A 23,807-nucleotide genomic window follows, 5' to 3' on the forward strand; every position below is an offset into this window, starting at 1 on the left:
GTCGTCAGCGCGCGAGTCCCGCGCGGACGAGCGCGACGTGCAGGGAGATGCAGGCAGAGGCGATCTCGGCGGCGCGCTCCTCGCGGGTTCCGCTCCCCCGGCGCGTCGCGAGCACCTGCTGGACGAGGCCGATCTCGCGGTCCGCGGCCGTCCGGAACGGGCGAAGATGGCGGGGCTCGAGCCCGTGTCCCGCCAGGGCGTGCGCCGCCGCGGCGATGGCCAGCGACTCGTGCCCGAAGTGGCCTCGGGCGTCCGGCTGGAGCAGGCCGTACGTCTCGAGCGCGTGCATGGTGTCGCGGTCGATTCCGGTCGCCTCGCGCAGCTCCGGACCCGTCAGCGTCACGTCGTGCTGCCCGACGAGCTCGTGTGGCCCCGGGACCTCGGGGTCGACCTCAGGAGTCGGAGGGCGCGGCCGGCCGTCAGTGTCGTCGCCCGGATCGGTCAGGCCACGGTCGAGCGCGTCGAGCGCCTCGCGGATGACTTTCAGCGGCCAGTACCGGTCTCGCTGCGCAGCAAGGACGTAGCGGAGTCGACGGACGTCGTCATCGGTGTAGGTCCGGTAACCGGACGCGGTGCGGTGTGGGGTGACGAGCCCCTCGGCCTCGAGAAACCTGATCTTCGAGGCGCTGACGTCGGGAAACTCTTCGGACAGTGACGTCAGCACCTTGCCGATGGTCAGGCGCGCAGGAGCCGGGGACGCGCCCTCGGCTCCGGTCGTGCGTCTGCTCATGCGGGTGCGTGCTGCGCTGCTCCGGCCGAGTAGTAGACGAGGCGGAACTTGCCGATCTGGACCTCGTCACCCTGGTGCAGTGGGGCCTCGTCGATCCGCGCCCGGTTGACGTACGTGCCGTTGAGCGAGCCCGAGTCACGTACGACGTAACCGCCGCCCCGGGCGATGAACATCGCGTGCTTGCGCGACACCGTCACGTCGTCGAGGAAGATGTCCGAGTCGGGGTGACGACCGGCCGCCACCTCCTGGTCGTCGAGCAGGAACCGGGCGCCGGTGTTGGGGCCGCGGAGCACCACGAGCAGCGCAGTGCCCGGCCGAAGTGCCTCGATGGTCGCCTGGTCCTCGGCCGTGAGCCCACGAGGGTCGATGGTCTCGACGTGGTCGCTGTCCTGCGACGGGACGCCTTGGAACCGCATGGTGCGGGGTTCGACGTTCATGTCGTCGGGGTCGGGCAGGTCGCTCGACATGCGGTCCTCCTCTATCGTGCGGGCGGATTGGGGTCCATCCAACTCTAGTTGACCCGGGCAGGTCGGCATCCGACCGGATCAGGCGCGGGCGGTGCCGAGGGGATCAGGACAGTGACGCGGTGTACGCCGAGGCATCCATGAGGCCCTCGACGGACGAGGTGTCGGCCAGGCGCAGCTCGAACATCCAGCCCTCGCCGTAGGGATCGGAGTTGAGCAGCTCGGGAGCTGCGTCGAGCGCGGCGTTCGTGGCCGTCACCTCGCCGTCGAGCGGCGCGTAGACGTCGCTGACCGACTTCGTCGACTCGACCTCACCACACGAGTCCCCCGCAGCCACGGTGTCGCCCACCGAGGGCAGCGAGACGTAGACGACGTCGCCGAGCGCGTCCTGGGCGAAGGACGTGATGCCGATGCGGACGACATCGTCGTCCCCGACGCGGACCCACTCGTGGTCGCTGGTGTAGCGCAGGTCGGAGGGATAGTCCAGGTCGCTCATGTCGCTCCTTCGTCGGTGGTCGGCCCGGGTCGGGGCCGGGGTGGCTGCACGTGGCCGGCGCCTGCGGCGCTGCGGCGGCACCTGAGAGGATGCCATGCCCATGCCGTGCGCGCAGGCACTGGGCCCCACCGCGTGGCGCCACGGTGGACGCGGCATCCCCGAGCGGTCACTCGACCGGCTTGGCGTGGGTCATGTCGGTCGGCCGGTGCAGAGACCTGATCTCGTTGAGGCTCGACTCTGTGATGGTCGCGTTGGCGCCCTTCTGGCGTACCGACTCGACGATGCCGCCGGGGATCGTCATGGCCGACGACAGGGTCTTCGAGTCGCCGATGACCTTGATGACCAGAGGCCGGCTGACCTGGGTGCCGTCGATGAGGATCTCGCCGTCGCGGTCGCCGACGAAGGACGAGGCCACCACGCGCACGCCGCCGACGTCGATCGCCTCGGCCCCGGCGTCGCGCAGCTCCTGGATGATGTCGAGGACGATCGGACCCGTGACCTGGTTGGTCGGGTCGCTGATGCGCAGCGTGATGCCCGGACCCTTGGCGCCGATCGTCCCGGCGAGGATGCCGAGGGTGTCGACGCGCTTCTGTGCCTGCTCGAGCGCCTCCCCCGCCGTACCCGTGCCGCTCTTGAGCCGGTCGCGCGTCGTCTCGAGCTCGCGCACCTGCTGGTCAAGGCGGGAGGAGCGCAGGGAGACGTCGTCGAGGAGCCGCACGAGGTCAGGCTGGCTCAGCTCGTCGAGGCCGCGCTGGTTCGTCAGCTGCACCTGCGCCGCGATGCCGGCCCCGAGCAGCATCGCGAGAAGGGCGCTGAGCAGGTTGGCACGCGTGCCGCGCGGGCGACTCATCTTGAGCAGGCGCACCCACGCCGCCTTGCCGTCGACCGGGATGCGGCTCGTGCCCTGCTCATGCGCGTCCGGGGAGGTGAGGTCCTCGTCCGGGGCGGCGACGACACCGGCGCCGAACACGGGGGCCGGCGGCGTGGTGAGGTCAGCGTCGTCCGGCCGGTCCGCAGGAGCTTCGGGCTCGTCGGCATGGTCGGGCTGTTCGACGTCAGGCGCCTCAGGCGTGGGGGCGACCTCGGGCGTCTCGGGCGACTCATCGGTGGCGGCGTCCGTCTCGGGAGCCGGAGGTGACTCGGGACGTGGCTTCTTGGGCTTGCCCACGGTCACGCCCTGAAGAGATGCCGGCGGATGGAGGCCACGTTGGAGAAGATCCGCACGCCCAGGACGACGACGACGCCGGTGGACAGCTGCGACCCGACCCCGAGCTGGTCGCCGAGGAAGACGATGAAGGCGGCCACGACGACGTTTGACAGGAACGAGACGACGAAGACCTTGTCGTTGAAGATGCCGTCGAGGATGGCGCGGATGGCGCCGAAGACCGCGTCCATCGCCGCGATGACCGCGATCGGGAGGTAGGGCTGCAGCCACACCGGCACCGACGGGTCGAGGAAGAGCCCCACCGCGAGTCCGGCCACAAGGCCGAGAACTGGGATCACGAAGGGTTCTCCTCACTGGTCGGTGGCGCGGGACGCGAGGTGCCGTCCGGGATGAGCCCCGTGCCCGTCGGGCTCGGTGAGCTCGGTGAGCCCGTACCTTTCTGGAGCCCGGTCACCGCCGGGCTGCTGGGCGCCGACGAGCCTACGGGTGAGCCGATCGGTTCCGCGACCTCGAGGTGTGCGGCCGAGTCGCCAGGCACGGTCAGGGAGTCACTCGTGGCGAGGACGGAGCGGATCTTGAACTCCTCGGTCAGCTGGGAGAGGTACAGGCCGGCGAACGACGGTTCGAAGAGCTGCTGCATGCCCTGCGCGTCGCCCAGCGCGGTGATGACGTAGGGCCGCGCGAGGGGGCGGAAGTCCACGATGATCGCCTGTCCGGCGAAGCGGATCGCGGCGGTCGAGCTGAGCCGGTGGCCGTTGATCGAGATGGCCTCGGCGCCGGCGCCCCACAGGCCGTTGACGATGATCTGCAGGTCACCCGACGTGACCCGCCCCTCCTCGAAGCCGCTGCTCGGACGGTTGCCCGCGTTGGCGTCGGTGTCGGCGGAGGCGGCGTCGTCGAGCGTCAAAGTCAGACCCGGTCCGCGGAGCGACACGGCGCCCGCCTGCACCTCGAGAGCCTTGATGGTGGCGGTGAGGTCAGGACCACCCGACTGCTGGAGGGCCAGCGCCTCGTAGTCCCTGACCTGCTTGCCGAGGCTCGCGACCTTGGCCTCCTGCTGCGTGCCGTGCTGCTGCAGCGCCTCGATGCGCGTCACGAGCTCCTTCTTCACGGCCGCGGCGGCAGTGGGCTTGGGCCGCAGCGCCTGCGACGCCACGGCGAAGAGAAAACCGGTCAGCAGGGCGAGCACGACGACGAGCACCGTACGCGTCGAGGTGGCCCGGGGCAGACCTGCCGCGGCCCGGCGGTCGGCGGCCTCCTGGTAGCCCGCGTCGAGCGGCCGCTCCATCATCGTCGTGAGCAGCGTCATCGACGCGTCGGGGCGTCGTCCGGGATCCCCGCGCCTCGCCTTCCCCGGTCGCTGCTCCGGGGTCATGGCGTCGCCCCCTGGGCGGGACCGGGACCGCGCCTCAGCACGGTCCGCGCGTGGACGGCATACAGCACGGCGGCCAGCCAGTAGAGCACCACGCCCCACCACGCGAAGCCCCAGCCGATGGGTCGCGCGAGCTCACCGACCCAGTCGTCACGGTGCGCGAGGAGCAGCAGGGGGAAGGCGTAGAGCAGGTTGAACGTCGCCGCCTTGCCGACGAAGTGGACCGGCAGGCCGAGCTGCCCCTTGGTGCGCAGGTAGAGCAGCATGAGCGCCATGACCGCCTCGCGGGCGAGCAGGACGACGACGAGCCAGACGGGGATGATGTCGCGCCAGGCCAGCCCGAAGAGGGTCGTCAGGATGTAGAGCCGGTCGGCGATCGGGTCGAGGAACTGGCCCAGACGGCTCTCCATGTCGAACACGCGGGCGATCTTGCCGTCGAGGTAGTCGGTGATGCCGGATAGGAGCAGGAGGAGCAGCGCGAGGGCGTCACGCTCGGAGAGGATCGCCCACAGGAAGACCGGCACGCCGAGCAGCCGCAGCACCGACAGGGCGTTGGGGATCGTCAGCAGCCGCTCTGACACGACGTGCTCGCGTACTGCCTTCTCGACCTCCACGGCGGCAAGCCTAACCGGCTCTCCTGACCCTCCGGCCCACGTCCTCGGCATCGATGCAGACCCGGAACCGGCTCGTCCCATCCGCGCGCAACGCGGGAGTGCTCACGTCCCTCTGGCACACTCTCCACCATGCCCGGCGGACACGCGCACTCGCACGCCCACGGTTCCGACGACGCTCACGCGAAGGTGAGGGTGAGCGCGCTGGCGCGGGTCGGCCTGACGCTGTTCCTCGTCCTCGCAGCGGCAGCCACCGTGTTCGGCGTCGTCCGCTACTGGCCGGGCGACGCCCGGACCCCCAACCAGGTGCGCACGACCGACTTCGCCGCACCGGGCGTCACCTTCCCGGTCGCCGAGGTCCAGAAGATGCTGCCGCCCTGCGAGGGAGCCGACGCAGGTGCGGGTGCGAAGCCGGCCGAGGGCCAGGGCGGCGACGTCGCCGCATCGGACGCGACGTGCGGTGCGATGACGGTGCAGCTCGAGCAGCCCACGGCCACCTCGGGCGACGTGCGTCCCACCGTCTCGGTATCGGTGCCCCCGGCGATCTCCACGTCCGGGCTGCGCGAGGGCGACACGGTCCAGCTGCTGCGGATCCCGGCGCAGGACGACCAACCGGAGGCGTACTCCTTCCTGCAGGTGCAGCGCGGCGCACCGCTGTCCCTCATGCTGGCGCTCTTCCTCGTCGTCGTCGCCGTCGTGGCTCGCTGGCGGGGCCTCCTCGCGCTCGTCGGGCTCGGTTTCGGCGGACTCGTCGTCGTCAAGTTCATGCTGCCCGCACTGCTCGACGGCCAGTCCGGGCTCCTCGTCGCGCTCATCGGGTCCTCGGCGATCATGTTCGTCGTCCTCTACCTCGCCCACGGACTCTCGGTGCGCACCAGCACCGCGCTGGCCGGCACCCTGTTCGGCGTGGCGATCACGGCAGGGTTGGGGCTGCTCGCGGTGGACATGGCGCGCCTCAGCGGGGTGGCGGACGACGAGGGTGCCACCCTGGCGGCGTTCATCACGACGATGAGCCCACAGGAGCTGCTGACGTGCGCGATCATCGTCGCCGGCCTGGGTGTCCTCAACGACGTGACGATCACCCAGTCCTCCGCGGTGTGGGAGCTGCGGGCCGCGGCCCCGGGCATGGGTCGCCGCGAGCTGTTCCACTCCGGCATGCGGATCGGGCGCGACCACATCGCCTCGACGATCTACACGATCGTCTTCGCGTATGCCGGTGCGGCCCTGCCGGTGCTGCTGCTCCTCTTCCTCTACGACCGTCCCGTGCTCGACCTGCTCCAGACCGAGTCGCTCTCCGAGGAGATCGTGCGCACCCTCGCGAGTGCGATCGGGCTAGTGCTGGCCGTGCCGGCGACGACCGCGATCGCCGCCCTGACGGTCGGCTCGGCGAAGGCCCCGAAGGCTGCGCCCAGGGGCGACCAACCGGGCGAGCCCGGTCACTCCGTGCCGGCCGGGGTGGCGGGCGTCCACGGGGCGGGGCCGTCCGCCGCCGACCTCGTTCGCGCCGCGAGCGGTCCCCCGCCGCCGTCGACGCGGGCAGAGGCCCGCTCGCGGATGTCCTCGAGCTGACCCGACTGGTGGCGTGCTTCGTTTGTGGTCAGCGCACCTGCGACCACTAGGCTCCCGCCCATGCATCGTGTGACGACCCTTGAGGCGTTCGAGGACGACCGGGGCAACCGCATCGAGTTCGAGGGGAGGGTCGAGGACAACATCCGGCTGAAGTTCAAGGGACGCAACAACGTCCTGCGGGTCGCCGGCCAGGCGAACATCGCCCAGCTGTTCGTCGACTTCGACTGCGACAACGGCCTCGTCGAGATCGGCCCGAGCCGGGGTGTCCCTCCCCTGCGCGCCGCGATCCGCGTCGGCGACGGCTGCACCGTGACGATCGGGCGCAACGTCTCGTGCACCACGACGGTCGCCATGTCGACGGCCGAGGGCACCTCCATCACGATCGGTGACGACGTCATGATCGCCACGGACATCGAGATCCGTGCCGACGACGGCCACCCCATCTTCGACATCCGCACGGGCAAGCGGGTCAACGTCTCTCGTTCCATCGTCATCGGCAACCACGTCTGGCTGGGCCTCGGCTCGTGCGTGCTGGGCGGCGTGACGATCGGAGACGGCAGCGTCGTCGGCATGCGCTCCGTCGTGACGCGTTCGCTGCCCAACAACGTCGTCGCCGCGGGTTCGCCGGCCAAGGTCGTCAAGCGCGACGTGGCCTGGGAGCGGCCTCACCTGACCATGACAGCACCGTTCCACAAGCCCACGGTCGACACGGTGAAGAAGTCGACCTACTGGATGCTCACGGCTGAAGGCAACGCCGCACCGAAGCCGCACCGGTCGGTGTATGCCGGCGCGCGTCGTCGGGCGAAGAAGGTACTGAAGCGCGTGCGGGCCACGGTGGCTCGGCCAGGGCGTTAGCCGGCGGCAGCGCTCAGCCGCTGAAGTTCCGCGAGGTCGGGGCGCTCACCGCTCCCCCGCGGATGCCGTGCACCCAGAAGGTCTGGTTGCCGTTCTTCGTCCCGAACGTGTGGGGAGAGGTACAGGAGACCCAGCCCGTCGCCAGGGGCGTGCTGTTGCCGGAGGTGAGCTGGCACTCGTAGGTGTAGCCCGTGAGGCTCGTCCACGTCGCGAGGGCCGTACCGACCGCGGGGACGACCACGAGGTTGGCCGGAGGGGCGATGGTCGCCACGACCTCGATCGACTGCGACTTCTGCGGCGCGGCCTCGTAGGCGGCGTTGCCCGGCTGGTCGGCCAGTACGGTGCACGTGCCGGCGGCGACGTAGGTGACGGTCGTCCCGCTGACGGTGCAGACCGCGGTCGTGCTCGTCGAGAAGGCCACGGCCAGTCCTGACGTCGCCGAGGCGCTCACCGTGTATGCCGTGCCGCCCACGGTCGCGTTCGTCGGCGCGGCCGAGGTGAAGGTCACCGTCTGGGTGGCCTTGACGACGGTGAACGACTGCGAGACCTGCGGGGCCGCGGCGTACGTCACGTTGCCAGGCTGGGCGGCGGAGACGGTGCACGTGCCGGCGGCGACGTAGGTGACGGTCGTCCCGCTGACGGTGCAGACCGCGGTCGTGCTCGTCGAGAAGGCCACGGCCAGTCCTGACGTCGCCGAGGCGCTCACCGTGTATGCCGTGCCGCCCACGGTCGCGTTCGTCGGCGCGGCCGAGGTGAAGGTCACCGTCTGGGACTGCTTGTTCACGACCTCTACCACTGGCGCCGACGTGGAGCCGGCCCAGGAGCCAGATGCGGCGTAGGCGGCCGTCAGCTCATGGCTGCCCGGGGACGCGTAGGCGACGCGGCACGTCGCCACACCCGACGCGTCGAGGGTCTGGCTCCCGGACGTGCACGAGATGGTCGAGCCGGCGTCGCTGAAGGTGACGGTCCCGGACGGCGTGGTCTGGCCTGAAGCCGACACCACGGTCGCCGTGTAGGTGACGGTCTGCCCGACGGTGGCGGGGTTCGGGGTCGCCGAGAGAGTCGTCGTGGTTGCGACCGCCTTGTGCACCGTCACGACGGCACTGGGAACGCTCGCCGCGGTCCACCCGGAGCGGACGCCGACCACGGTGTAGCGGTACGTCCCGTCGGGGACCGAGCTGTCGGTGCAGGAGGTCCCCGTGACCGGGGACGAGGAGGTGCTGCCGCACGCCGCGCTCTGGTCCCCGCTGGTCGTGCTGGTGCGCACGACCACGTAACCCGTCGCGGCCACGCCCGTCGAGGCGGCCGCCCACGCGACGGACACGTTCGTGCCGCCGACGGGGACGGTGCCCGTGACCGCGGTGGGGGCTGCGAGGGTGGTCGTCCTGGCGGCGCCGGAGCCGCCCCCCAGGGAGGCCCAGGACGACCAGGCGCTGCCGCAGACCGCCATGAGCGTCACGAACAGCGTGGAGACGTGAAGGGCGCGCACGCCGCGGCTCACTGCGGCACGGCGTGCGCGCGTCTGCGGGGTCGCCAGGAACGGCATCAGCCGCTCGCCGCCCGGGAGCCGACCATCGGCGGCGCGTCCGGGACGACGTTCTGGGTGACCGCGGTGGTGCCGGCGGCCCGGGGGCCTGACCACGCCACCGGCATCCCGTGCACCGCTACGAGAAGAGCGACGAAGACACCGAGAAGCGCCAAGGCTGCCTGCCTGGCGGTCATGGGCCGCTTCATGGTTCCTCCGGGGCGCGTGTCGGGCTGTGGTCGTGCCGTCCCTCTGTTGGGGGCGGAACGAAGGGATGGGTGCCGGGGTCGAGACGGCACCCATCCCGGTCTCGGTCAGCTGGCGATGTAGTGAAGCGTCACGTCGGCGCCCTTGCAGGCGTCCTGGTTCGTGGCCTTGTTGTTGAACTGAAGGGTGAAGTCGACGGTGGTCGTGGCGGCCGGGGCGAGGTCGACCGAGCTCACGCCGAGCGAGACGGCGGTGGCGGAGGTCGACGGCGCGGCCGTGCCGTTGAGCTTGTAGTCGCTGCCGGTGCAGCCGTCCTTGTTCGTGGTGACGTACGCCGTCACGCTCTGGATCCGGTAGCTCTCGGAGGCCGTGTTCTTGATGGTGGCCGTCGCGTTCTGGGCCGAGTCGCCCGGGAACATCGCGTTCGCGACGCCGCCCGTGACGAGGAAGACGTTGTCGGAGCCGGCCGCGGTCGAGGCGCTCCCGGTGCCACCACCGTTGGTGGTCCAGTAGGCGTAGGCCCCACCCGCGGTCGCCAGCCCGAGCACGCCGGCGGTGACGATGGCGGCGGTCTTCTTCTTCGAGCTCGTCTTCTGAGTGCGCATGGTGTCGCCCATGACCTTTCCTTCTACGGGTTGCTGGAGTGGTGCTGGTGGAACCATGGCACGCGAAAAGGACGAGATCGGGCGGGCTCGGCCAATGTTGCGGATACCTTGCGGATCACTTGTGCATCAACGGGACTCCTTGCACCGGGCGTCGGATGCCCTTGCAGAGCAAAGGGATTCACGAAGTCCGCCAGCGAGGGCGTCGACTGTCAGCGGGCATCGTGCGCTGCCGTTCGTGTGAGCCGTTGTGAGACCCGTACGCGGGTCAGGTCGTCACAGGCTGAGGCTGCGGCGGCAGGGCAACCGGCTCGGTTGCCGTCACGGCGGGCCGCATCTCCTGGGCGCGCCCGAACCTGAGGTAAAGGGAGGGGACCACGAACAGGTTGAGCAACGTCGAGGTGATGAGACCGCCGAGGATGACGATGGCCATGGGGTACTCGATCTCGTGACCGGGCACGTCACCCATCACGACGAGAGGAACGAGCGCGAGGGCCGTCGCGAGCGTCGTCATCAAGATCGGTGCGAGGCGCTCGCGAGCCGCCCGGATGACGAGCTCCGGGCCGAACGTCACGCCCTCGACTGCTTCGAGGTGCTGGCAGTGGCTGACCATGAGGATGCCGTTGCGGGCCGCGATCCCGAGGACCGTGAAGAGGCCGACGAACGAGCCGATCGTCATGGTCCCGCTCGTGAGCCAGGCGGCGAGCACCCCGCCCACCAGGGCCATCGGGAGCGTGAGGAGGCTGAGCACTGCGAGCCTCCAGCGACGGAACGACCCGTAGAGAAGACAGAGGATCACCACGAAAGCCACGCCGGACAGCAGCTGCAGGCGTTGCGATGCCGCCGTGCGCTCGGTGTCCTCGCCGGTGACCTCGAACCGGTAGCCCAGTGGCAGCTCGACGCTCGCCGCGGCTGCCCTGACGTCTGCTGCAACGTCTGCGAGCGGTCGCCCTTCCACGTTCGCGCCGACGTCGAGGCGCCGCGACCCGTCGACGCGGCGGATCATGCTCGGCGTCGACTTCATCTCGACCGTGGCGACGTCGGCCAGTCGCACCGTCCCACCCGACGGTGTGTCGATGAGCATGTCACGGACGTGATCTGGGGTCCGGCGCGACTCCGGCACGCTCCACACCATGACGTCGTAGGCCTTGCCGGCTCGGTAGACGTCGGACAGCTCTTCGGCGGCCAGGTAGACAGCTGCTTGACGACGGACATCGCCGGGCTTCAGGCCGACGGCCTGCGCCTTGTCCAGGTCGACCTGCACGACCAGGTGCGGAATTCGGGTCTGGAGATCGGTGTGCGGGTCCTTGACGCCCGGGATGCGCGCGATGGCCTCCTCGATCTCGTGCGCCTTCTTCTCGATGACATCGAGGTCGTCCCCGTAGACGCGAACGACGACGGCCTCACCGGTGCCGGTCAGCACCTCGCGAATGCGTTCCTTGAGGTAGGTCTGAACGTCACGCCGCAGTCCGGGGTAGCCGTCGACCACGCTCTGGACCCGGCTGAGCGTTTCCTCGTAGTCCTGCTCGGGGTCGATGCTGATCCAGTTCTCGACGAAGTAGATCCCGTAGACCTCGTCGCCCATTGCGGCCTGTCCGACGTGCGCACCGAAGTTTCGTACCCCCGGGACCGCGCGCAGCTCGCGGCTCGCCGCCCTTGTGACCGCCATCGTCTCGTCGTAGGACGCGCTCGGCTCGAGGACCCAGTGCATCAGGAAGTCGCGCTCGCGGAAGGTGGGGAGCAGGTCCTGGCCCAGCCGGGGGACGACGACCGCGCCCCCGGCGACAAGGGCCAGGACGACCGCGTATGCCGCGAGCGGCCTACGCACGGTGGGACGCAGCAAGCGGGTGTAGCCGGCCTGGGTCCAGCGCACGAGAGGCGGGGGCTGTGGGTGCAGCCGGGCCTTCCGCAGGAGGATCACGGCCATCGCCGGTGTGACCGTGATCGCCACGAGCATCGAGGCCGCCACCGCGAGGGTGTAGGAGAGGGCGAGCGGCTGGAAGAACGAGCCCATGAGCCCGGTGAGGAAGAAGACCGGGATGGCGGCCGCCAGGATGATGAGCGTCGCGTAGACGATGGGGCTGCGTACCTCGAGTGAGGCCTCGAGGACGATCGAGGCCGTCGACCGCGTGCCGCCACCCGCACGGTGCTCGCGCAGCCGACGCACGATGTTCTCGACGTCGATGATCGCATCGTCGACGACCACCCCGACGGCGATGACCAGTCCCGCGAGCACCATCGTGTTCGTCGTCTCGCCCCGATGGTGGAGGACGAGCGCTGCGGCTACGAGCGACAAGGGAATTGCGACGAGTGAGATGACGGCCGTGCGCCACTGGAACAGGAAGAACACGAGCACGATCGCGACGAGCAGGACGCCGAGTGTGAGTGCCTGGGTCAGGTTGTCGATGGCGAGCTCGACGAAGCTCGCAGGGCGGAAGATCGTGGGGTCGATCTGGAGGTCACCGAGCGCGGGCTGCAGCGTGGCAAGGGTTTCCTCAACGGCATGGGTGACGTCGAGGGTGTTGCCCCACGGAAGCTTCTCGACGATGAGCAGCAGCCCGTCGCCATCGTTGATGACCGCGTCGCCAGTCAGCAGCTGATGGCCCTTGACGACCTCGGCCACGTCGTCCATGAGGATGATCCGGGCGCCGTCGCGCTTGACGACGATCTGCGAGATGGACTCGGCTGAGTCGAGGGGCAGCACGTGCTGTACGGCCAGGCGCTGGCCTGCGGAGTCGAGGTAGCCGCCCGTGCCGATCTTGGTGCCGGTCCGGTGCTTGAGCAGGCCGGCGTCCGTGCCGGCCGACGCAGCCGACATCACCTCCTCCAGAGTGACGCCGGCGGCTCGCATGCGTTCGGGGTCGATCTGGATCTGCCACTGGTTCTTGCGCATTCCCCACACGGCGACGTTCGCGACGCCGGGCAGCGACATGAGCTGGGGGCGGATCTTGTAGCGCACCAGCGTCGCCTGCTCGATGAGATCGAGCGAGTCGGACCGTATGCCGATCTTCATGACGCGGCTCGTCGCTGAGAGCGGCTGCAGTACGACAGGTGGGGTCGCCCAGCTGGGCAGGGTCGGTGTGATGGTCTGGATTCGTTCGGCCACGAGGCGCCGGGCCTCGATGACGTCGGTCCCCTTCGCGAAGATGAGCTCGATCGAGGACTGCTGCGGTATTGACTTCGACCGCAGCGTCTCGAGCCCCGGCATTCCGTTGAGGCCCTGCTCCATCGGGACGGTGATGAGCTCTTCCACCTCCTGGGCGGACAGCCCAAGCGCGTCGGTCTGCACCTCGACGCGCGGCGGCGCGAACTCGGGAAAGACGTCGACGCGGGTCTCTCGCAGCTGTAGGCCACCGATGATGAGCATGGCCATCGACGCAGCAACCGCGATGTAGCGGAACCGGAGGCTCGCGCTGAGGATGCGACGCATCATGGCTGGACCTCCTAGTGCCCGCCGCCGACGCCGTTCTCGGCGCCGTAGAGCTTGATGACCGCTCGTGTGACGATCCGCGTCCCGGCCGGCGGCCCATCGGACAGGGTGGCGGTCTCGCCCTCCACGCGTTCGATCGTCACGGGGACCCGGATGAACGTGCGATCGCGTGGGCTGGCGTACACCCACGGCTCCCCCGTCTTGTCATAGACGACCGCGGAGTACGGCACTGACGTGGGGTTGTCGACGACCACGGTTGTGAGCTCCAGCCGACGCACGGCGTCCGGCGTGAGCGTGAGCGTCTTCGGCGTCGATTCATCCTCTCCGTCCGAGATCGTGACGGCCGGCTGTGGCTCATGCACCGTCGGCTCGACCGTGGCGCACGCGGCGGGCATCGTGGTGATGACAGCGGCGACGGCGAGGGCCGGAACCCACCGGGTCCTAGGCATGGCTGCCCACCGCGGCGGGCTCGTAGATGGCGGCGTCGTGGTATGGGTCGTCTGCGGGCTCCTCGCGGCTGCCGTACCGGGACGCGATCGCCGGGAGGACCACCGCTGACGCGATCCCTGTCGTCACTGCACCGCAGGCCGTGACGATGGCGAGGTCGGTGATGGCCTCGAGGCCTGCTCGGTCGCCGAGCAGTGCGACACCAAGCCCGACGAGGAAGGTGAGCGCCGCCGCCGGAAGCACTGCACCGGCTGGTGACCCGACGACGCCAGGTTCCGCGGCGCGGTCTGCGTGAGGTTGTGCAAGCCGGGTGACTGTCAGGGCGTTGTGCACGCCCATGACGGCAAGCGCGAGGAGGCCCATGAGTGCCCCGATGGTCAGCGTGCCGACGAGCAGCGCCCCCAGCAATCCACCGACCATGCCAAGCGGGACCGCAGCCGTGGCCGCGACGGACGTCCACCAGTTGCGTGTCGCCGCCTGGAGCAGGAGCAGGACGCCGAGGGCCGCCGCGATGGCGTAGAGGAGGACGTCGCGCTGGTTGTCGGCGATGGCTGCAGCCTCGTCGCGGACCTCTGCGTGGTACTCGGCGGGCAGCCGCATCGTCGCGAGGTTCGTTGCGACCGCGTCCCGGACCCCCCCGCCCGAGACATCAGCGACGATGTCGAGACGGCGCTGCACGGCTTCCCGGTCGATGACCGTTGGCTGCTCCGAGATGGCGATCGCGGCGACGTCGCCGAGCCGGACCTGCGTACCGCTGGGCGTGTCGATCGGCAGCTGCCGCACCTTGTCCGTGCTGTTGCGGAGCTCCTCGCGGGTCCACACCTGCACGTCGAAGACCTTCTGCTGCTCGAAGATGGCGCCGACCTCGAGTCCTCCCACGAGCGTGGCAGCCTGGCGCCGGACGTCGCCCGGCGTCATGCCGAGGGCCTCGGCCTTCGCGAGGTCGACCGTGATCTGGATGTTCTGCTCCGTGGGGGCCTCGACCAGTCGAGCGCCGCTCACGCCATCTGTTCGGGACACGACGTCGAGCGCGCTCCTGGCGCTGGCGCGCAGGGTGTCCGGCTCGGGGCCGTACACCGACACCACCAGCGGGCCACCGGGCCCCGGGAGGATGGAGTCGACCCGACCGTCGAGGAAGGTCCCGATCGACGGCTCGAGGTCACCCTTGGATCGAGCAGCGTCTGTCGCGGCGGCCGCGACCGCGTCGCGGTCGGCTTCCGGCTCGAGCGTGATCCACAGCTCTCCCGAGTTCGCGCCGGCGACGCGATCTCCCGTCACCGCGCGGCCGACATGGCCCCCTACACCTGCCACGCCGTCGAGGCCGCGGACCTGAGCTGCCAGCGACCCGAGCGTGCTCGTCAACGCCTGCGGTGACGTGCCTTCCGGGGCTGTGGCCCGCAGGACGAGGGTCCCCTCGTGGTAGCTAGGCCGAGTCTCCATGTCCATACCGACCGCCACGGCGGCGGAGCCAGCGATCCCGACCGCGATGACGGCGACGAGGACTGCAACGGAGGAGGAGACGCGGCGGACCGCGGTGGACAGGCGCGACGACACCTGTTGTGGCACAGGGTTCCTCGCAGAGCTCGGCGGCGGGATGAGCGCCGCGATGGCGGGGGCGACGAGCACGGCGACGACGAGCGAACCGGCCGTCGCCAGAAGGAAGCCCTTGGCGGCCTCTGGCAGGAAAGCGCCGGCCCGGCCCTCCAGCGTGAACACCGGCAAGGCGAGCAGCACGGCGGCCAAGGTCGTGTACACGGCGTTGACCCCGACGCTGCTGTAAGCGCTTCCGACTCGTTCGACGGGCGGAAGCTCGCGTCGCAAACCCGCCAAGCCGTGGACGGCTGCGACGGCCTGAGCGATCGCGAGGAGCGTGCCGGCCGCCAGGCCGGTGAGCGCGACGAGGTTGATGGACGTGTCGAGGATCCAGAGGACAAGCCAGCCGGCCAGCAGCGAGAGCGCAACGGTGGAAACCACCGTCACGACGGGTCGCCAGGACCGGTAGAGCAGGGCGGACCCGAACGCGACCAGGAGCAGGGTGAGCAGCGCGGCCAGAGCGAGGTTGCGGCCGACGCCGGCGACGTAGTCGGCTGGGCGGTAGAGCGACGCGTCCATCGTGACCCCGGGCAGGCCCACGGCCAGCGCGTCAAGCGCGTCCTCGATCCCTTCGCTGACCTCGGCGGTGCTCGCCCCGGGCTGCTTCTCGACGACCAGGACGAGGCCCGAGGTGTCAGCCACGATGCCGTCGCCGATGATCGTTGGGGGCGCCTCGACGATGTCGGCGACATCGGACAGGGTGATCTGCTTGCCCGTCGCCCCCTCCACCGCGATGCGTCCGAGCGCGCTGGCGTTCGTGATCGGTGAGATGTGCTGAACATTGACCCGCTGTTGCGGCAGGTCGAGGAACCCACCCCGGCCTGGCGTCGATGCCTCGAGGAAGCTGAGGGGGGACACCCACAACGCGTTGCCCGTGGTCGCGACGAGCTCGTCAAGGGTGACGCCGTGCTGCTGCATCCGGGCCGGGTCCGCCTGGACCTGGAGCTGGCGGTCGCGCATGCCCCAGACTGAGACGTTCGCGACGCCCTCCACGCTCATGAGCTTGGGACGCAGAGTCCACCGAGAGAGCACCGAGAGGTCAACGAGCGACTGATCCTTGGCGGACAGGCCGATCATCATGACGCGGTTCGCCGACGAGGTCGGCTGGAGCATGACGGGAGCCTTTGAGGCGTTGGTCAGCAGGGCGCCCTGTGTGAGGCGCTCCTGCACCACCTGACGTGCACGGATGGGGTCGGTCCCGTCCTCGAACGTCATGATGATCGAGGACAACCCCGGGATGGACGACGACCGCATCTGGTCGACCCAGGCGACGCCGCTCAGGAGGTTGGACTCGAGCGGGACGGTGACGAGGTCCTCGACCTCCTGTGCCGACAGGCCGAGGGCCTCGGACTGGACCTCGACCGTCACGGGGGCGAACTCGGGCACGGGCTCGACGGCGGTGTCCTTGATCTGAAGCACCGTGAATGCTGCGACTGCGAGTGCGAGGATGGCAACTAGCACTCGGGACGTGGCGCCTGCCTTGACGATTAGACCGGTCATCACGACCCCCTTCGGCGAAGGCCTGCCGTAGCAGGCGGGGGAGAGCTCCTAGTCCTCTTCAACGGGAAGCGTAGTGACGCCGAAAAGCCCTGTGATACTGCAAAGTACGTAGACCGGGTCTCCTAAGGCAGCCTCACGAGCACGCGACGAACCGAAGTCAAACGATGCCCGGACAGGTAATGCAGTGTCCGGCGACATCACATCGATCGCAGGTGAGGAGACGGGGTAGGCATACACGCGACGGCGGTGCGGTGCGGCACCCAGAGCCGGGGGGATGGGGTCCTCCCTTGCCGCAGGGGCATGAAGCGGGCCCTGACCTGCCGAAGCAGATCAGGGCCCGATCGGTCGGGCTGACAGGATTTGAACCTGCGACCCCTTGACCCCCAGTCAAGTGCGCTACCAAGCTGCGCCACAGCCCGATGCCCCTTGGGGCGATCGAAACCCTAGCGCACGGTGGGCCGCTCGTCCCAATCGGCCCCCTTCGAAGGCGGGCTCAGCGCCGGCGCTTCTCCCGAACGCGCACCGAGACCTCGATGGGCGTGCCCTCGAAGCCGAACTGCTCGCGTAGGCGACGCTCGATGAAGCGCCGGTAGCCCGCCTCGATGAAGCCAGAGGCGAACACCACGAAACGCGGCGGGCGGGTCGACGCCTGGGTCGCGAAGAGGATCCGGGGCTGCTTGCCACCCCGTACCGGGTGCGGGTGCGCGGCCACGACCTCACCGAGGAACGCGTTGAGCCGAGCCGTCGGGACGCGGGTGTCCCACGACTCCAAGGCGGTCTCGATGGCCGGCACGAGACGGTCCATGTGGCGGCCGGTGCGGGCCGAGATGTTGGCCCGTGGCGCCCACGGCACCTGGACGAGCTCCTTCTCGATCTCGCGCTCGAGGTAGTAGCGGCGCTCCTCGTCGAGTTGGTCCCACTTGTTGTAGACGATGACGAGGGCTCGACCGGCGTCGATGACCTGCTGCACGACGCGGACGTCCTGCTCGGCGATGGGCTCCTCCGCATCGATGAGCACGACTGCCACCTCGGCCTTCTCGAGCGCCGTCTGCGTGCGCAGGGAGGCGTAGAAGTCGGCGCCGCGGCTCTGGTGGACGCGGCGCCGTATGCCGGCGGTGTCCACGAAGCGCCAGGTCTTGCCGCCGAGCTCGATGAGCTCGTCGACGGGGTCGCGGGTCGTGCCCGCGACGTTGTCGACGACGACGCGCTCCGAGCCAGCCAGCCGGTTGAGCAGGCTGGACTTGCCGACGTTGGGGCGACCGATCAGCGCGACGCGCCGCGGTCCACCCTGCGCGTACGCCCCGTGCGCGGAGAAGTCCGGCAGGACCTCGAGCACTGCGTCGAGGGCGTCACCGCTCCCCCGGCCGTGCACGGCGGACACGGGCCAGGGCTGGCCGAGTCCCAGGTTCCACAACATGGCCGCGTCGGCCTCGCCGCGCTGGTCGTCCACCTTGTTCGCGACGAGCACGACCGGTTTGCCGGAACGGCGCAGCAGCTTGACCACTGCTTCGTCGTCGTCGGTGGCCCCGACCGTTGCGTCGACGACGAACATGACGACGTCGGCGAGGTCGATGGCGATCTCGGCCTGCTCGGCGACCCGAAGGTGGATCCCGGTGGCGTCGGCCTCCCAACCGCCCGTGTCGACGACCGTGAAGCGGCGGCCGCCCCACTCCGCCTCGTAGGACACCCGGTCGCGCGTCACGCCGGGGACGTCCTCGACGACGGCCTCGCGGCGGCGCAGGATGCGGTTGACCAGGCTCGACTTGCCGACGTTGGGGCGGCCGACCACGGCGACGACAGGAAGCGGTCCCTGCGCAGCGGCGTCGGCGGCATACGGCCCCTCGGCGTCGAGCAGCGCCTGGTCCTCGGGGCTCAGCTCGAAGTCGTCGAGTCCGGCGCGCAGCGCGCGCTCGACGGAGGTGTCGTCGACGGTGGCGGCGGGGGTCGAGATCGGAGCGCCCTCGTCGATGGGGCGGGCGGTCTCGTCAGTCACGGTGTCCTCGAATCAGTGAACGTCTGGTGAGGACCCATTCTCCACCCGCGAGCGACGTACATGTGACGCGAGGGCGTCGCGCAGCTGCTCGGTGGCCAGACGTAGGCGGTCGCGGCCCGGGACGGCAGGGTCGACGGTGAGAGCGAACGAGTCCCCGAAGTCGACGAGCAGCCGCGACCGGAGCGGCGGCCAGTCGTCCTTCGTCGCTCCGGGCAGACGCGTGCCCAGGACGGCGACGGGGACGATCTCGGCTCGGGTACGGAGCGCGATCCACGCGGCGCCCGAGTTGACCTGCTGCACTTCTCCGGAGCCGCGGTTGCCCTCCGGGAAGATCCCGACAGCTCCCCCGCGCTCGAGCACCACTGTCGCTGCAGCCAGGGCCGCCCGGTCGCCCACCGTGCGGTCGATGGGGATCTGGCCGACCGCGCCCATGGTCCAGCCCAGGAAGCCCGAGAACGCCTCCTGCTTGACGAGGAAGCTGACCGGCCGGGGCGCCAAGCCGAAGACGAGCGGACCGTCGAGGAATGCCGCGTGGTTGGCCACGAGGATGACGGGCCCGGTCATCGGCACCCGCTCCGGGTGCAGGGCGGTGCCGCGGTAGAGGGTACTGAAGATGAACCTGCCGATCGGGCGGCCGATCCGAGCCCGGTTCGGGTGGGGAGCGACCGCCTGGCTCATGCGCGAGCCGCCTCGACCACCGACAGGACCGCGTCGACCGAGCCCTCGAAGTCCAGGTGGGACGTGTCGACCGTCGTGACGCCGTCGGCGGCGACGCTGAACTCCGACACGGCCGAGTCAGCCTTGTCGCGGTCGACGATCTGCGAGCGGGTCGCGGCGAGGGCGTCGGCGTCGGCGGCGCCGTGCAGCTCGTGGGAGCGGCGAGCCAGGCGGGCCTCCTCCGACGCGGTGAGCAGGATGCGCACCGGGGCGTCCGGCGCGACGACCGTCGTGATGTCACGTCCCTCGGCGACGACGCCGCCTCTGGCACGTCCGGCCTCGGAGATGAGATCCCGCTGGAGCACACGAAGGATCTCGCGCACCGGAATGATCGAGGCGACCGCCGAGACGTTGGTCGAGATGCGCGTCTCACGGATCGCCGCGGACACATCGGTGCCGCCGACCTCGACCGTCGGCGCGTCGGGGTCGGTGGCGATCACGAGCGGAAAGCGCTGGGCCACAGCGATGACGGCGTCGGCATCGGTGAGGTCGACGCCCTGGTGCAGGCACCACCAGGTGAGGGCGCGGTACATCGCACCGGTGTCGAGGAACGCGTAGCCCAGCCTGCGGGCGACCTGCTTGCTGACGCTCGACTTGCCGGAGCCCGACGGGCCGTCGATGGCGACGACGAAACCGGACAGGTGCTCCTCGGGCGTGACAGACATGCGCTCGAGGATAGTGCCTGCCGACTGCGTACCCGTGGCCTCCCCGACCCGCCCCGGGTCAGTCATGGACGCGCCATCCGAGACGCTCGAGCGCGGTGTGCAGCGGTTCGACGGACGCCGGCACGACCGATATCTCGGCGATGCCGACGGCCTGCCCGAGGCCGTGCTCGAGGTGCAGGTCCTCGAGGTTGATGCCGGCGTTGCCGACGTCGGTGAGCAGCCGAGCGAGCGAGCCGGGCTCGTCGGGCACGACGACCGACACGACGTCGTACGCGGCCGGCGCCGCGCCGTGCTTGCCCGGGATCCGCGCGTGGCCGAGGTTGCCGGCCTCGAGGACCCGGCTCAGGGTGCCCAGCGACCCCTCCCCGTCGGCGTCGACCAGGCCGTCGAGGGCACCCACGACGTCGTCGACCTGGTCCCGGACCTGCCGCAGCACGTCGCGGACGGCAGGTGCGTTGCCCGCGAGGATCTGGGTCCAGAGACGCGGGTCGCTGGCCGCGATGCGGGTCACGTCGCGCAGGCCCTGGCCCGCGAGGCCGACGGCCGACTCCGGCAGCTCACGCAGGCAGGCCGCGATGATGCTCGCGACGAGCTGCGGCACGTGCGAGACGGCCGCGACGGCCTCGTCGTGCTCGTGTGCAGGCATGACGCGCACGGCGGAGCCGACCTCGGTCGCCAGCTCGCGGACGCGGCGCACGGCGGCGGCCGTGGACGCCTCGTGGGGGACGACCACCCAGGCACGACCGTCGAAGAGGTCCGCGCGGGCTGCCGCCGCTCCCGAACGCTCGCGTCCGGCCATGGGGTGCGAGCCGACGTAGCGGCTGGCGTCGGCCCCCGAGTCGAGGACGACCCGCAGCACGGACTCCTTGACGGAGGCGACGTCGGTGACGACGGCTTCGGGCCAACGGCTCAGCGCCTGCACGACGACGTCGGCGGCGACGTCGGGCGGGGCCGCCACGACGACGACGTCAGGGGCGTCGGCCGCATCGTCGGCGATGTCACCAGCACGGAGGTCACGCGCGAGCAGCACGGCCGTCGGTGACGGGTCCTCGATGGTCACTCGAAAACCCTTGTCGGACAAGGCGATCCCAAGGCTGGTGCCAATCAGCCCTGCTCCGACGATGCGGACGTGCGTGCTCACCTCGCCAGCGTAGCGAGGGCGTCACCGGACGGACGGGACGTCCGGATCACAGACCTGCTGCCTTGTAGAGGGCCCCGATCTCCGCCTTGTTGAGCCGGCGCGTGCGGCCCGACTTGAGGTCGGCGAGCCGGATCGGCCCGACCTCGGTGCGCACGAGCTCGAGGACGGGGTGACCGACCGCCTCGAGCATGCGGCGGACGACGTGCTTGCGGCCCTCGTGGAGCACCACCTCGACCATCGCCTTGCCGGGCTGGTGGTCGACGATGCGGAAGGAGTCGACGCTCACGGGGCCGTCCTCCAGCTCGACGCCGTCACGGAGGCGTTTGCCGACGTCACGCTGCACCGGGCCGCGGATCGTCGCGACATAGGTCTTGAGGACGCCGTATGCCGGGTGCTGGAGCCGGTGCGCGAGGTCGCCGTCGTTGGTGAGCAGGAGCAGGCCCTCCGTGTCGGCGTCGAGGCGCCCGACGTGGAAGAGGCGCTCCTCGCGGTTGCCGACGTAGTCGGCGAGGGAGATCCGGCCCAGCTCGTCGTGCATCGTCGTGACGACGCCCTTGGGCTTGTTGAACGCGAGGTAGACGCGCTCCTCGTCGAGGTTGACGCGCACGCCGTCGACGTGGACGACCTGGGTGCGCGGGTTGATGCGCACACCGAGCTCGGTCACGACCTGGCCGTCGACCTCCACGCGGCCGTGCTCGATGAGGTTCTCGCAGACGCGGCGCGATCCCACACCGCCGGCGGCCATGAGCTTCTGGAGGCGCACGCCCTCGGGGTCGTGCACGTCGATCTGCGGCACTGCCTTGCGGTCGGGGAGCTTCGTCGGCTGGCTGGCCCGGGTCGTGCCGGCGAAGCGGGGACCGGCCGACTTGCCACTCTTGCCGGCTCGTCCGCCGGTGCCTGCCTTGGGCCCGCGTGGGGTGGCGCCGGAACGGCCTGTGCCGCCTGCTCCGCCCGACGCACCGGAGCCCTTCCTGCGGGGCTGACGGGGGGATCTGGAGTACTCGCTCATGCGTGTCCTTCCTCGATGAGCTCGTCGATGACGTCGGCGTCCGGGAGGTACGGCGCCAGCGCCGGGAGGTCGTCGAGCGACGAGAGCCCCATCCGCTGGAGGAAGTAGGGCGTCGTGCGGTACAGCACGGCGCCGCTCTCCCCCACGTCCTCGACCTCTTCGATGAGGCCCCGTGACACGAGGGTACGCACCACGCCGTCCACGTTCACCCCGCGCACGGCGCTGACCCGGGCGCGCGAGACCGGCTGCCGGTAGGCGATGACGGCCAGCGTCTCGAGCGAGGCCTGGGTGAGCTTGGCCTGTTGGCCGTCGAGGACGAACTTCTCGACGACGGGCGCGAAGTCGGCGCGGCTGTAGACCCGCCACCCACCGGCCACGCTGCGCAGGGTGAACCCGCGCTGCGCGGCGGCATACTCCTCCTCGAGGGCGTCCAGGTGGCCCCGCACGTCCTCGACGGGCAGCTCGAGGGCGGATGCGAGAGCCACCTCTGTGACGGGCTCGTCCACGACCATCAGCACGGCCTCAAGCGCGGAGCGGGCCCCACCCGGGAAGTCGTTGATGTCGAAGGCGATCTGCTCGTCGGCACCCTCGCGCTCGTCGAGCACGTCCGGCTCGACGGTCGCGTCGGGCCCCTGCGCCGACTGGTCACTCATCCTCTGCTCCTGTCACCAGGGCGGCCTCGCCGCCCGTCTCCTGCCGTGCTGCGTCCTCGTGCGCCGGCTCGTCCTCCGGCTCGTCGTGCGTACCGCTGTCGGTGGCCTCCGGGTCCTCGTCGAACTCGTCGTCGATCGCGATGTCGCCCGCCTCGGCGCCGGTCCAGCGGATGTCGAGCTCGCCGAGGGCCTCGGCCTGCTCGAAGGCGATGGCGGCCTCCTTGAAGAGCTCGAGCAGGGCGAGGAAGCGGGCGACGATGACGAGGGTGCTGTCGGCGTCGGCCACGAGGCTGCGGAACGAGACCTGGCCGCGGCTGCGCAGCCGTTCGACGATGATCGCCGCCTGCTCCCGCACGCTCACCTGCGGCGCGTGGAGGTGGTCGAGACCGACGCTCGGCGGGATCTTCGGCGTCATGGCCCGCGCGGCGATCATCGCGAACTGCTCCGGGGTGACAGCGATGACGAGCTCAGGGAGCAGGCTCGCGAACTCAGGCTCGAGACCGGCCTGTCGCGGCGTGATGCGGCCCGCGGTCGCCATCCGTTCGCGGAAGGTGGCCGCGATCTGCTTGTACGCGCGGTACTGCAGCAGGCGCGCGAACAGCAGGTCGCGCGCCTCGATGAGGGCGAGGTCCTCGTCGTCCTGCGGGCCCGACTGCGGCAGCAGCCGCGAGGCCTTGAGGTCGAGCAGGGTCGCGGCGATGAGCAGGAACTCGGACGCCTGGCCGAGGTCCCAGTCGCTGTCGGCCGCCTGGGCCGCCTTGATGTGCGCGACGAACTCGTCGGTGACCTTCGCGAGCGCCACCTCGGTGATGTCGAGCTTGTGCTTGCTGATGAGGCCGAGGAGCAGGTCGAACGGGCCCGAGAAGACGTCGAGGTGCACCTCGAACGGCGTCGCGGCACGCCGCGTGATGATGCCTCCCGGCGTGAGCTCGGGCGGCGGGGCCACGGCGTCCGGGACGGCCGGGGGCAACGCACCGTGCGCATCCACCGCAGGGTCAGCGGAGTCCACGGCAGCGTCGTCGACGTCGACCGCGACCCGGTCGACGGTGTCCTGCTCGGCCAT

General features: G+C 70.3%; 22 protein-coding genes and 1 tRNA gene. 2 read left to right on the plus strand and 21 right to left on the minus strand.

Features of this window, described 5'->3' with window-relative positions; translation table 11 throughout:
• Positions 1 to 4: 4 nt before the first annotated feature.
• From H9I49_RS19550 to H9I49_RS19580, 7 genes are all read right to left on the minus strand, one after another.
• Positions 5 to 730: a MerR family transcriptional regulator gene (locus tag H9I49_RS19550; protein WP_188032053.1), complete on the minus strand. Its 726-nt coding sequence runs from the start codon at positions 728 to 730 to the stop codon at positions 5 to 7.
• Positions 727 to 1,197, minus strand: coding sequence for an FHA domain-containing protein (locus H9I49_RS19555; protein WP_188032054.1), 471 nt, complete (start codon positions 1,195 to 1,197; stop codon positions 727 to 729). Before H9I49_RS19555 ends, H9I49_RS19550 begins: the two co-directional genes overlap by 4 nt.
• A gap of 103 nt (positions 1,198 to 1,300) precedes the next feature.
• On the minus strand, positions 1,301 to 1,690 hold the full coding sequence (gene gcvH / locus H9I49_RS19560; RefSeq protein ID WP_188032055.1) for a glycine cleavage system protein GcvH: 390 nt from the start codon (positions 1,688 to 1,690) through the stop codon (positions 1,301 to 1,303).
• 166 nt (positions 1,691 to 1,856) lie between these two features.
• A complete protein-coding gene (locus H9I49_RS24605; RefSeq protein WP_370587669.1) occupies positions 1,857 to 2,864 on the minus strand; it encodes a DUF881 domain-containing protein in 1,008 nt (335 codons plus the stop codon).
• Positions 2,861 to 3,193 carry a small basic family protein gene (locus H9I49_RS19570; protein WP_188032056.1) on the minus strand — a complete coding sequence of 111 codons (333 nt, stop codon included), beginning with the start codon at positions 3,191 to 3,193 and terminating at the stop codon, positions 2,861 to 2,863. The genes H9I49_RS24605 and H9I49_RS19570 overlap by 4 nt, the downstream gene beginning before the upstream one ends.
• Entirely contained in the window at positions 3,190 to 4,230 is a 1,041-nt protein-coding gene (locus H9I49_RS19575) for a DUF881 domain-containing protein (RefSeq protein ID WP_255524107.1), read from the minus strand. The genes H9I49_RS19570 and H9I49_RS19575 overlap by 4 nt, the downstream gene beginning before the upstream one ends.
• Positions 4,227 to 4,841 carry a CDP-alcohol phosphatidyltransferase family protein gene (locus tag H9I49_RS19580; RefSeq protein ID WP_188032057.1) on the minus strand — a complete coding sequence of 205 codons (615 nt, stop codon included), beginning with the start codon at positions 4,839 to 4,841 and terminating at the stop codon, positions 4,227 to 4,229. The genes H9I49_RS19575 and H9I49_RS19580 overlap by 4 nt, the downstream gene beginning before the upstream one ends.
• A 129-nt stretch (positions 4,842 to 4,970) precedes the next feature.
• Here H9I49_RS19580 and H9I49_RS19585 point away from each other — a divergent pair, with 129 nt between their 5' ends.
• Both H9I49_RS19585 and H9I49_RS19590 read left to right on the plus strand, forming a co-directional pair.
• Complete coding sequence (locus H9I49_RS19585; RefSeq protein ID WP_188032058.1) at positions 4,971 to 6,407, plus strand: YibE/F family protein; 1,437 nt, start codon at positions 4,971 to 4,973, stop codon at positions 6,405 to 6,407.
• A gap of 60 nt (positions 6,408 to 6,467) precedes the next feature.
• The gene (locus H9I49_RS19590; protein WP_223128928.1) at positions 6,468 to 7,262 is read left to right on the plus strand and encodes an acyltransferase; all 795 of its coding nucleotides are present in this window, start codon (positions 6,468 to 6,470) and stop codon (positions 7,260 to 7,262) included.
• A 13-nt stretch (positions 7,263 to 7,275) separates the two neighbouring features.
• Here H9I49_RS19590 and H9I49_RS19595 read toward each other — a convergent pair whose 3' ends face one another.
• The 14 genes from H9I49_RS19595 to H9I49_RS19660 all read right to left on the minus strand — a co-directional run bounded on the left by H9I49_RS19595 (position 7,276) and on the right by H9I49_RS19660 (position 23,807).
• A complete protein-coding gene (locus H9I49_RS19595; protein WP_188032059.1) occupies positions 7,276 to 8,808 on the minus strand; it encodes an Ig-like domain-containing protein in 1,533 nt (510 codons plus the stop codon).
• A complete protein-coding gene (locus H9I49_RS19600) occupies positions 8,808 to 8,984 on the minus strand; it encodes a hypothetical protein (protein WP_188032060.1) in 177 nt (58 codons plus the stop codon). The genes H9I49_RS19595 and H9I49_RS19600 overlap by 1 nt, the downstream gene beginning before the upstream one ends.
• A gap of 117 nt (positions 8,985 to 9,101) precedes the next feature.
• Positions 9,102 to 9,611: a hypothetical protein gene (locus H9I49_RS19605; protein WP_188032061.1), complete on the minus strand. Its 510-nt coding sequence runs from the start codon at positions 9,609 to 9,611 to the stop codon at positions 9,102 to 9,104.
• Between the two features lie 253 nt (positions 9,612 to 9,864).
• A complete protein-coding gene (locus tag H9I49_RS19610) occupies positions 9,865 to 13,029 on the minus strand; it encodes an efflux RND transporter permease subunit (RefSeq protein ID WP_188032062.1) in 3,165 nt (1,054 codons plus the stop codon).
• A gap of 11 nt (positions 13,030 to 13,040) precedes the next feature.
• Positions 13,041 to 13,475 carry a hypothetical protein gene (locus tag H9I49_RS19615; RefSeq protein WP_188032063.1) on the minus strand — a complete coding sequence of 145 codons (435 nt, stop codon included), beginning with the start codon at positions 13,473 to 13,475 and terminating at the stop codon, positions 13,041 to 13,043.
• Positions 13,468 to 16,566: an efflux RND transporter permease subunit gene (locus H9I49_RS19620; protein WP_188032064.1), complete on the minus strand. Its 3,099-nt coding sequence runs from the start codon at positions 16,564 to 16,566 to the stop codon at positions 13,468 to 13,470. The genes H9I49_RS19615 and H9I49_RS19620 overlap by 8 nt, the downstream gene beginning before the upstream one ends.
• A gap of 345 nt (positions 16,567 to 16,911) precedes the next feature.
• Positions 16,912 to 16,985 (minus strand) — tRNA-Pro (locus H9I49_RS19625).
• 74 nt (positions 16,986 to 17,059) lie between these two features.
• A complete protein-coding gene (gene der / locus H9I49_RS19630; RefSeq protein ID WP_188032065.1) occupies positions 17,060 to 18,559 on the minus strand; it encodes a ribosome biogenesis GTPase Der in 1,500 nt (499 codons plus the stop codon).
• A 12-nt stretch (positions 18,560 to 18,571) separates the two neighbouring features.
• Positions 18,572 to 19,237 (minus strand): 1-acyl-sn-glycerol-3-phosphate acyltransferase, encoded by a 666-nt coding sequence (locus H9I49_RS19635; RefSeq protein ID WP_188032066.1) that lies wholly within the window; start codon positions 19,235 to 19,237, stop codon positions 18,572 to 18,574.
• Positions 19,234 to 19,941 carry a (d)CMP kinase gene (cmk, locus tag H9I49_RS19640; RefSeq protein WP_188032067.1) on the minus strand — a complete coding sequence of 236 codons (708 nt, stop codon included), beginning with the start codon at positions 19,939 to 19,941 and terminating at the stop codon, positions 19,234 to 19,236. The genes H9I49_RS19635 and cmk overlap by 4 nt, the downstream gene beginning before the upstream one ends.
• Positions 19,942 to 19,999: 58 nt before the next feature.
• Positions 20,000 to 21,082, minus strand: a complete 1,083-nt coding sequence (locus H9I49_RS19645) for a prephenate dehydrogenase (RefSeq protein ID WP_188032068.1) — start codon at positions 21,080 to 21,082, stop codon at positions 20,000 to 20,002.
• 46 nt (positions 21,083 to 21,128) lie between these two features.
• Complete coding sequence (locus tag H9I49_RS19650) at positions 21,129 to 22,091, minus strand: pseudouridine synthase (RefSeq protein ID WP_188032069.1); 963 nt, start codon at positions 22,089 to 22,091, stop codon at positions 21,129 to 21,131.
• Entirely contained in the window at positions 22,088 to 22,744 is a 657-nt protein-coding gene (gene scpB / locus H9I49_RS19655; protein ID WP_188032070.1) for an SMC-Scp complex subunit ScpB, read from the minus strand. The genes H9I49_RS19650 and scpB overlap by 4 nt, the downstream gene beginning before the upstream one ends.
• Positions 22,737 to 23,807 (minus strand): ScpA family protein, encoded by a 1,071-nt coding sequence (locus tag H9I49_RS19660; RefSeq protein WP_188032071.1) that lies wholly within the window; start codon positions 23,805 to 23,807, stop codon positions 22,737 to 22,739. Before H9I49_RS19660 ends, scpB begins: the two co-directional genes overlap by 8 nt.

Origin of the sequence: Terrabacter sp. MAHUQ-38 (assembly GCF_014518425.1) — a bacterium.
Lineage (GTDB): Bacteria > Actinomycetota > Actinomycetes > Actinomycetales > Dermatophilaceae > Terrabacter.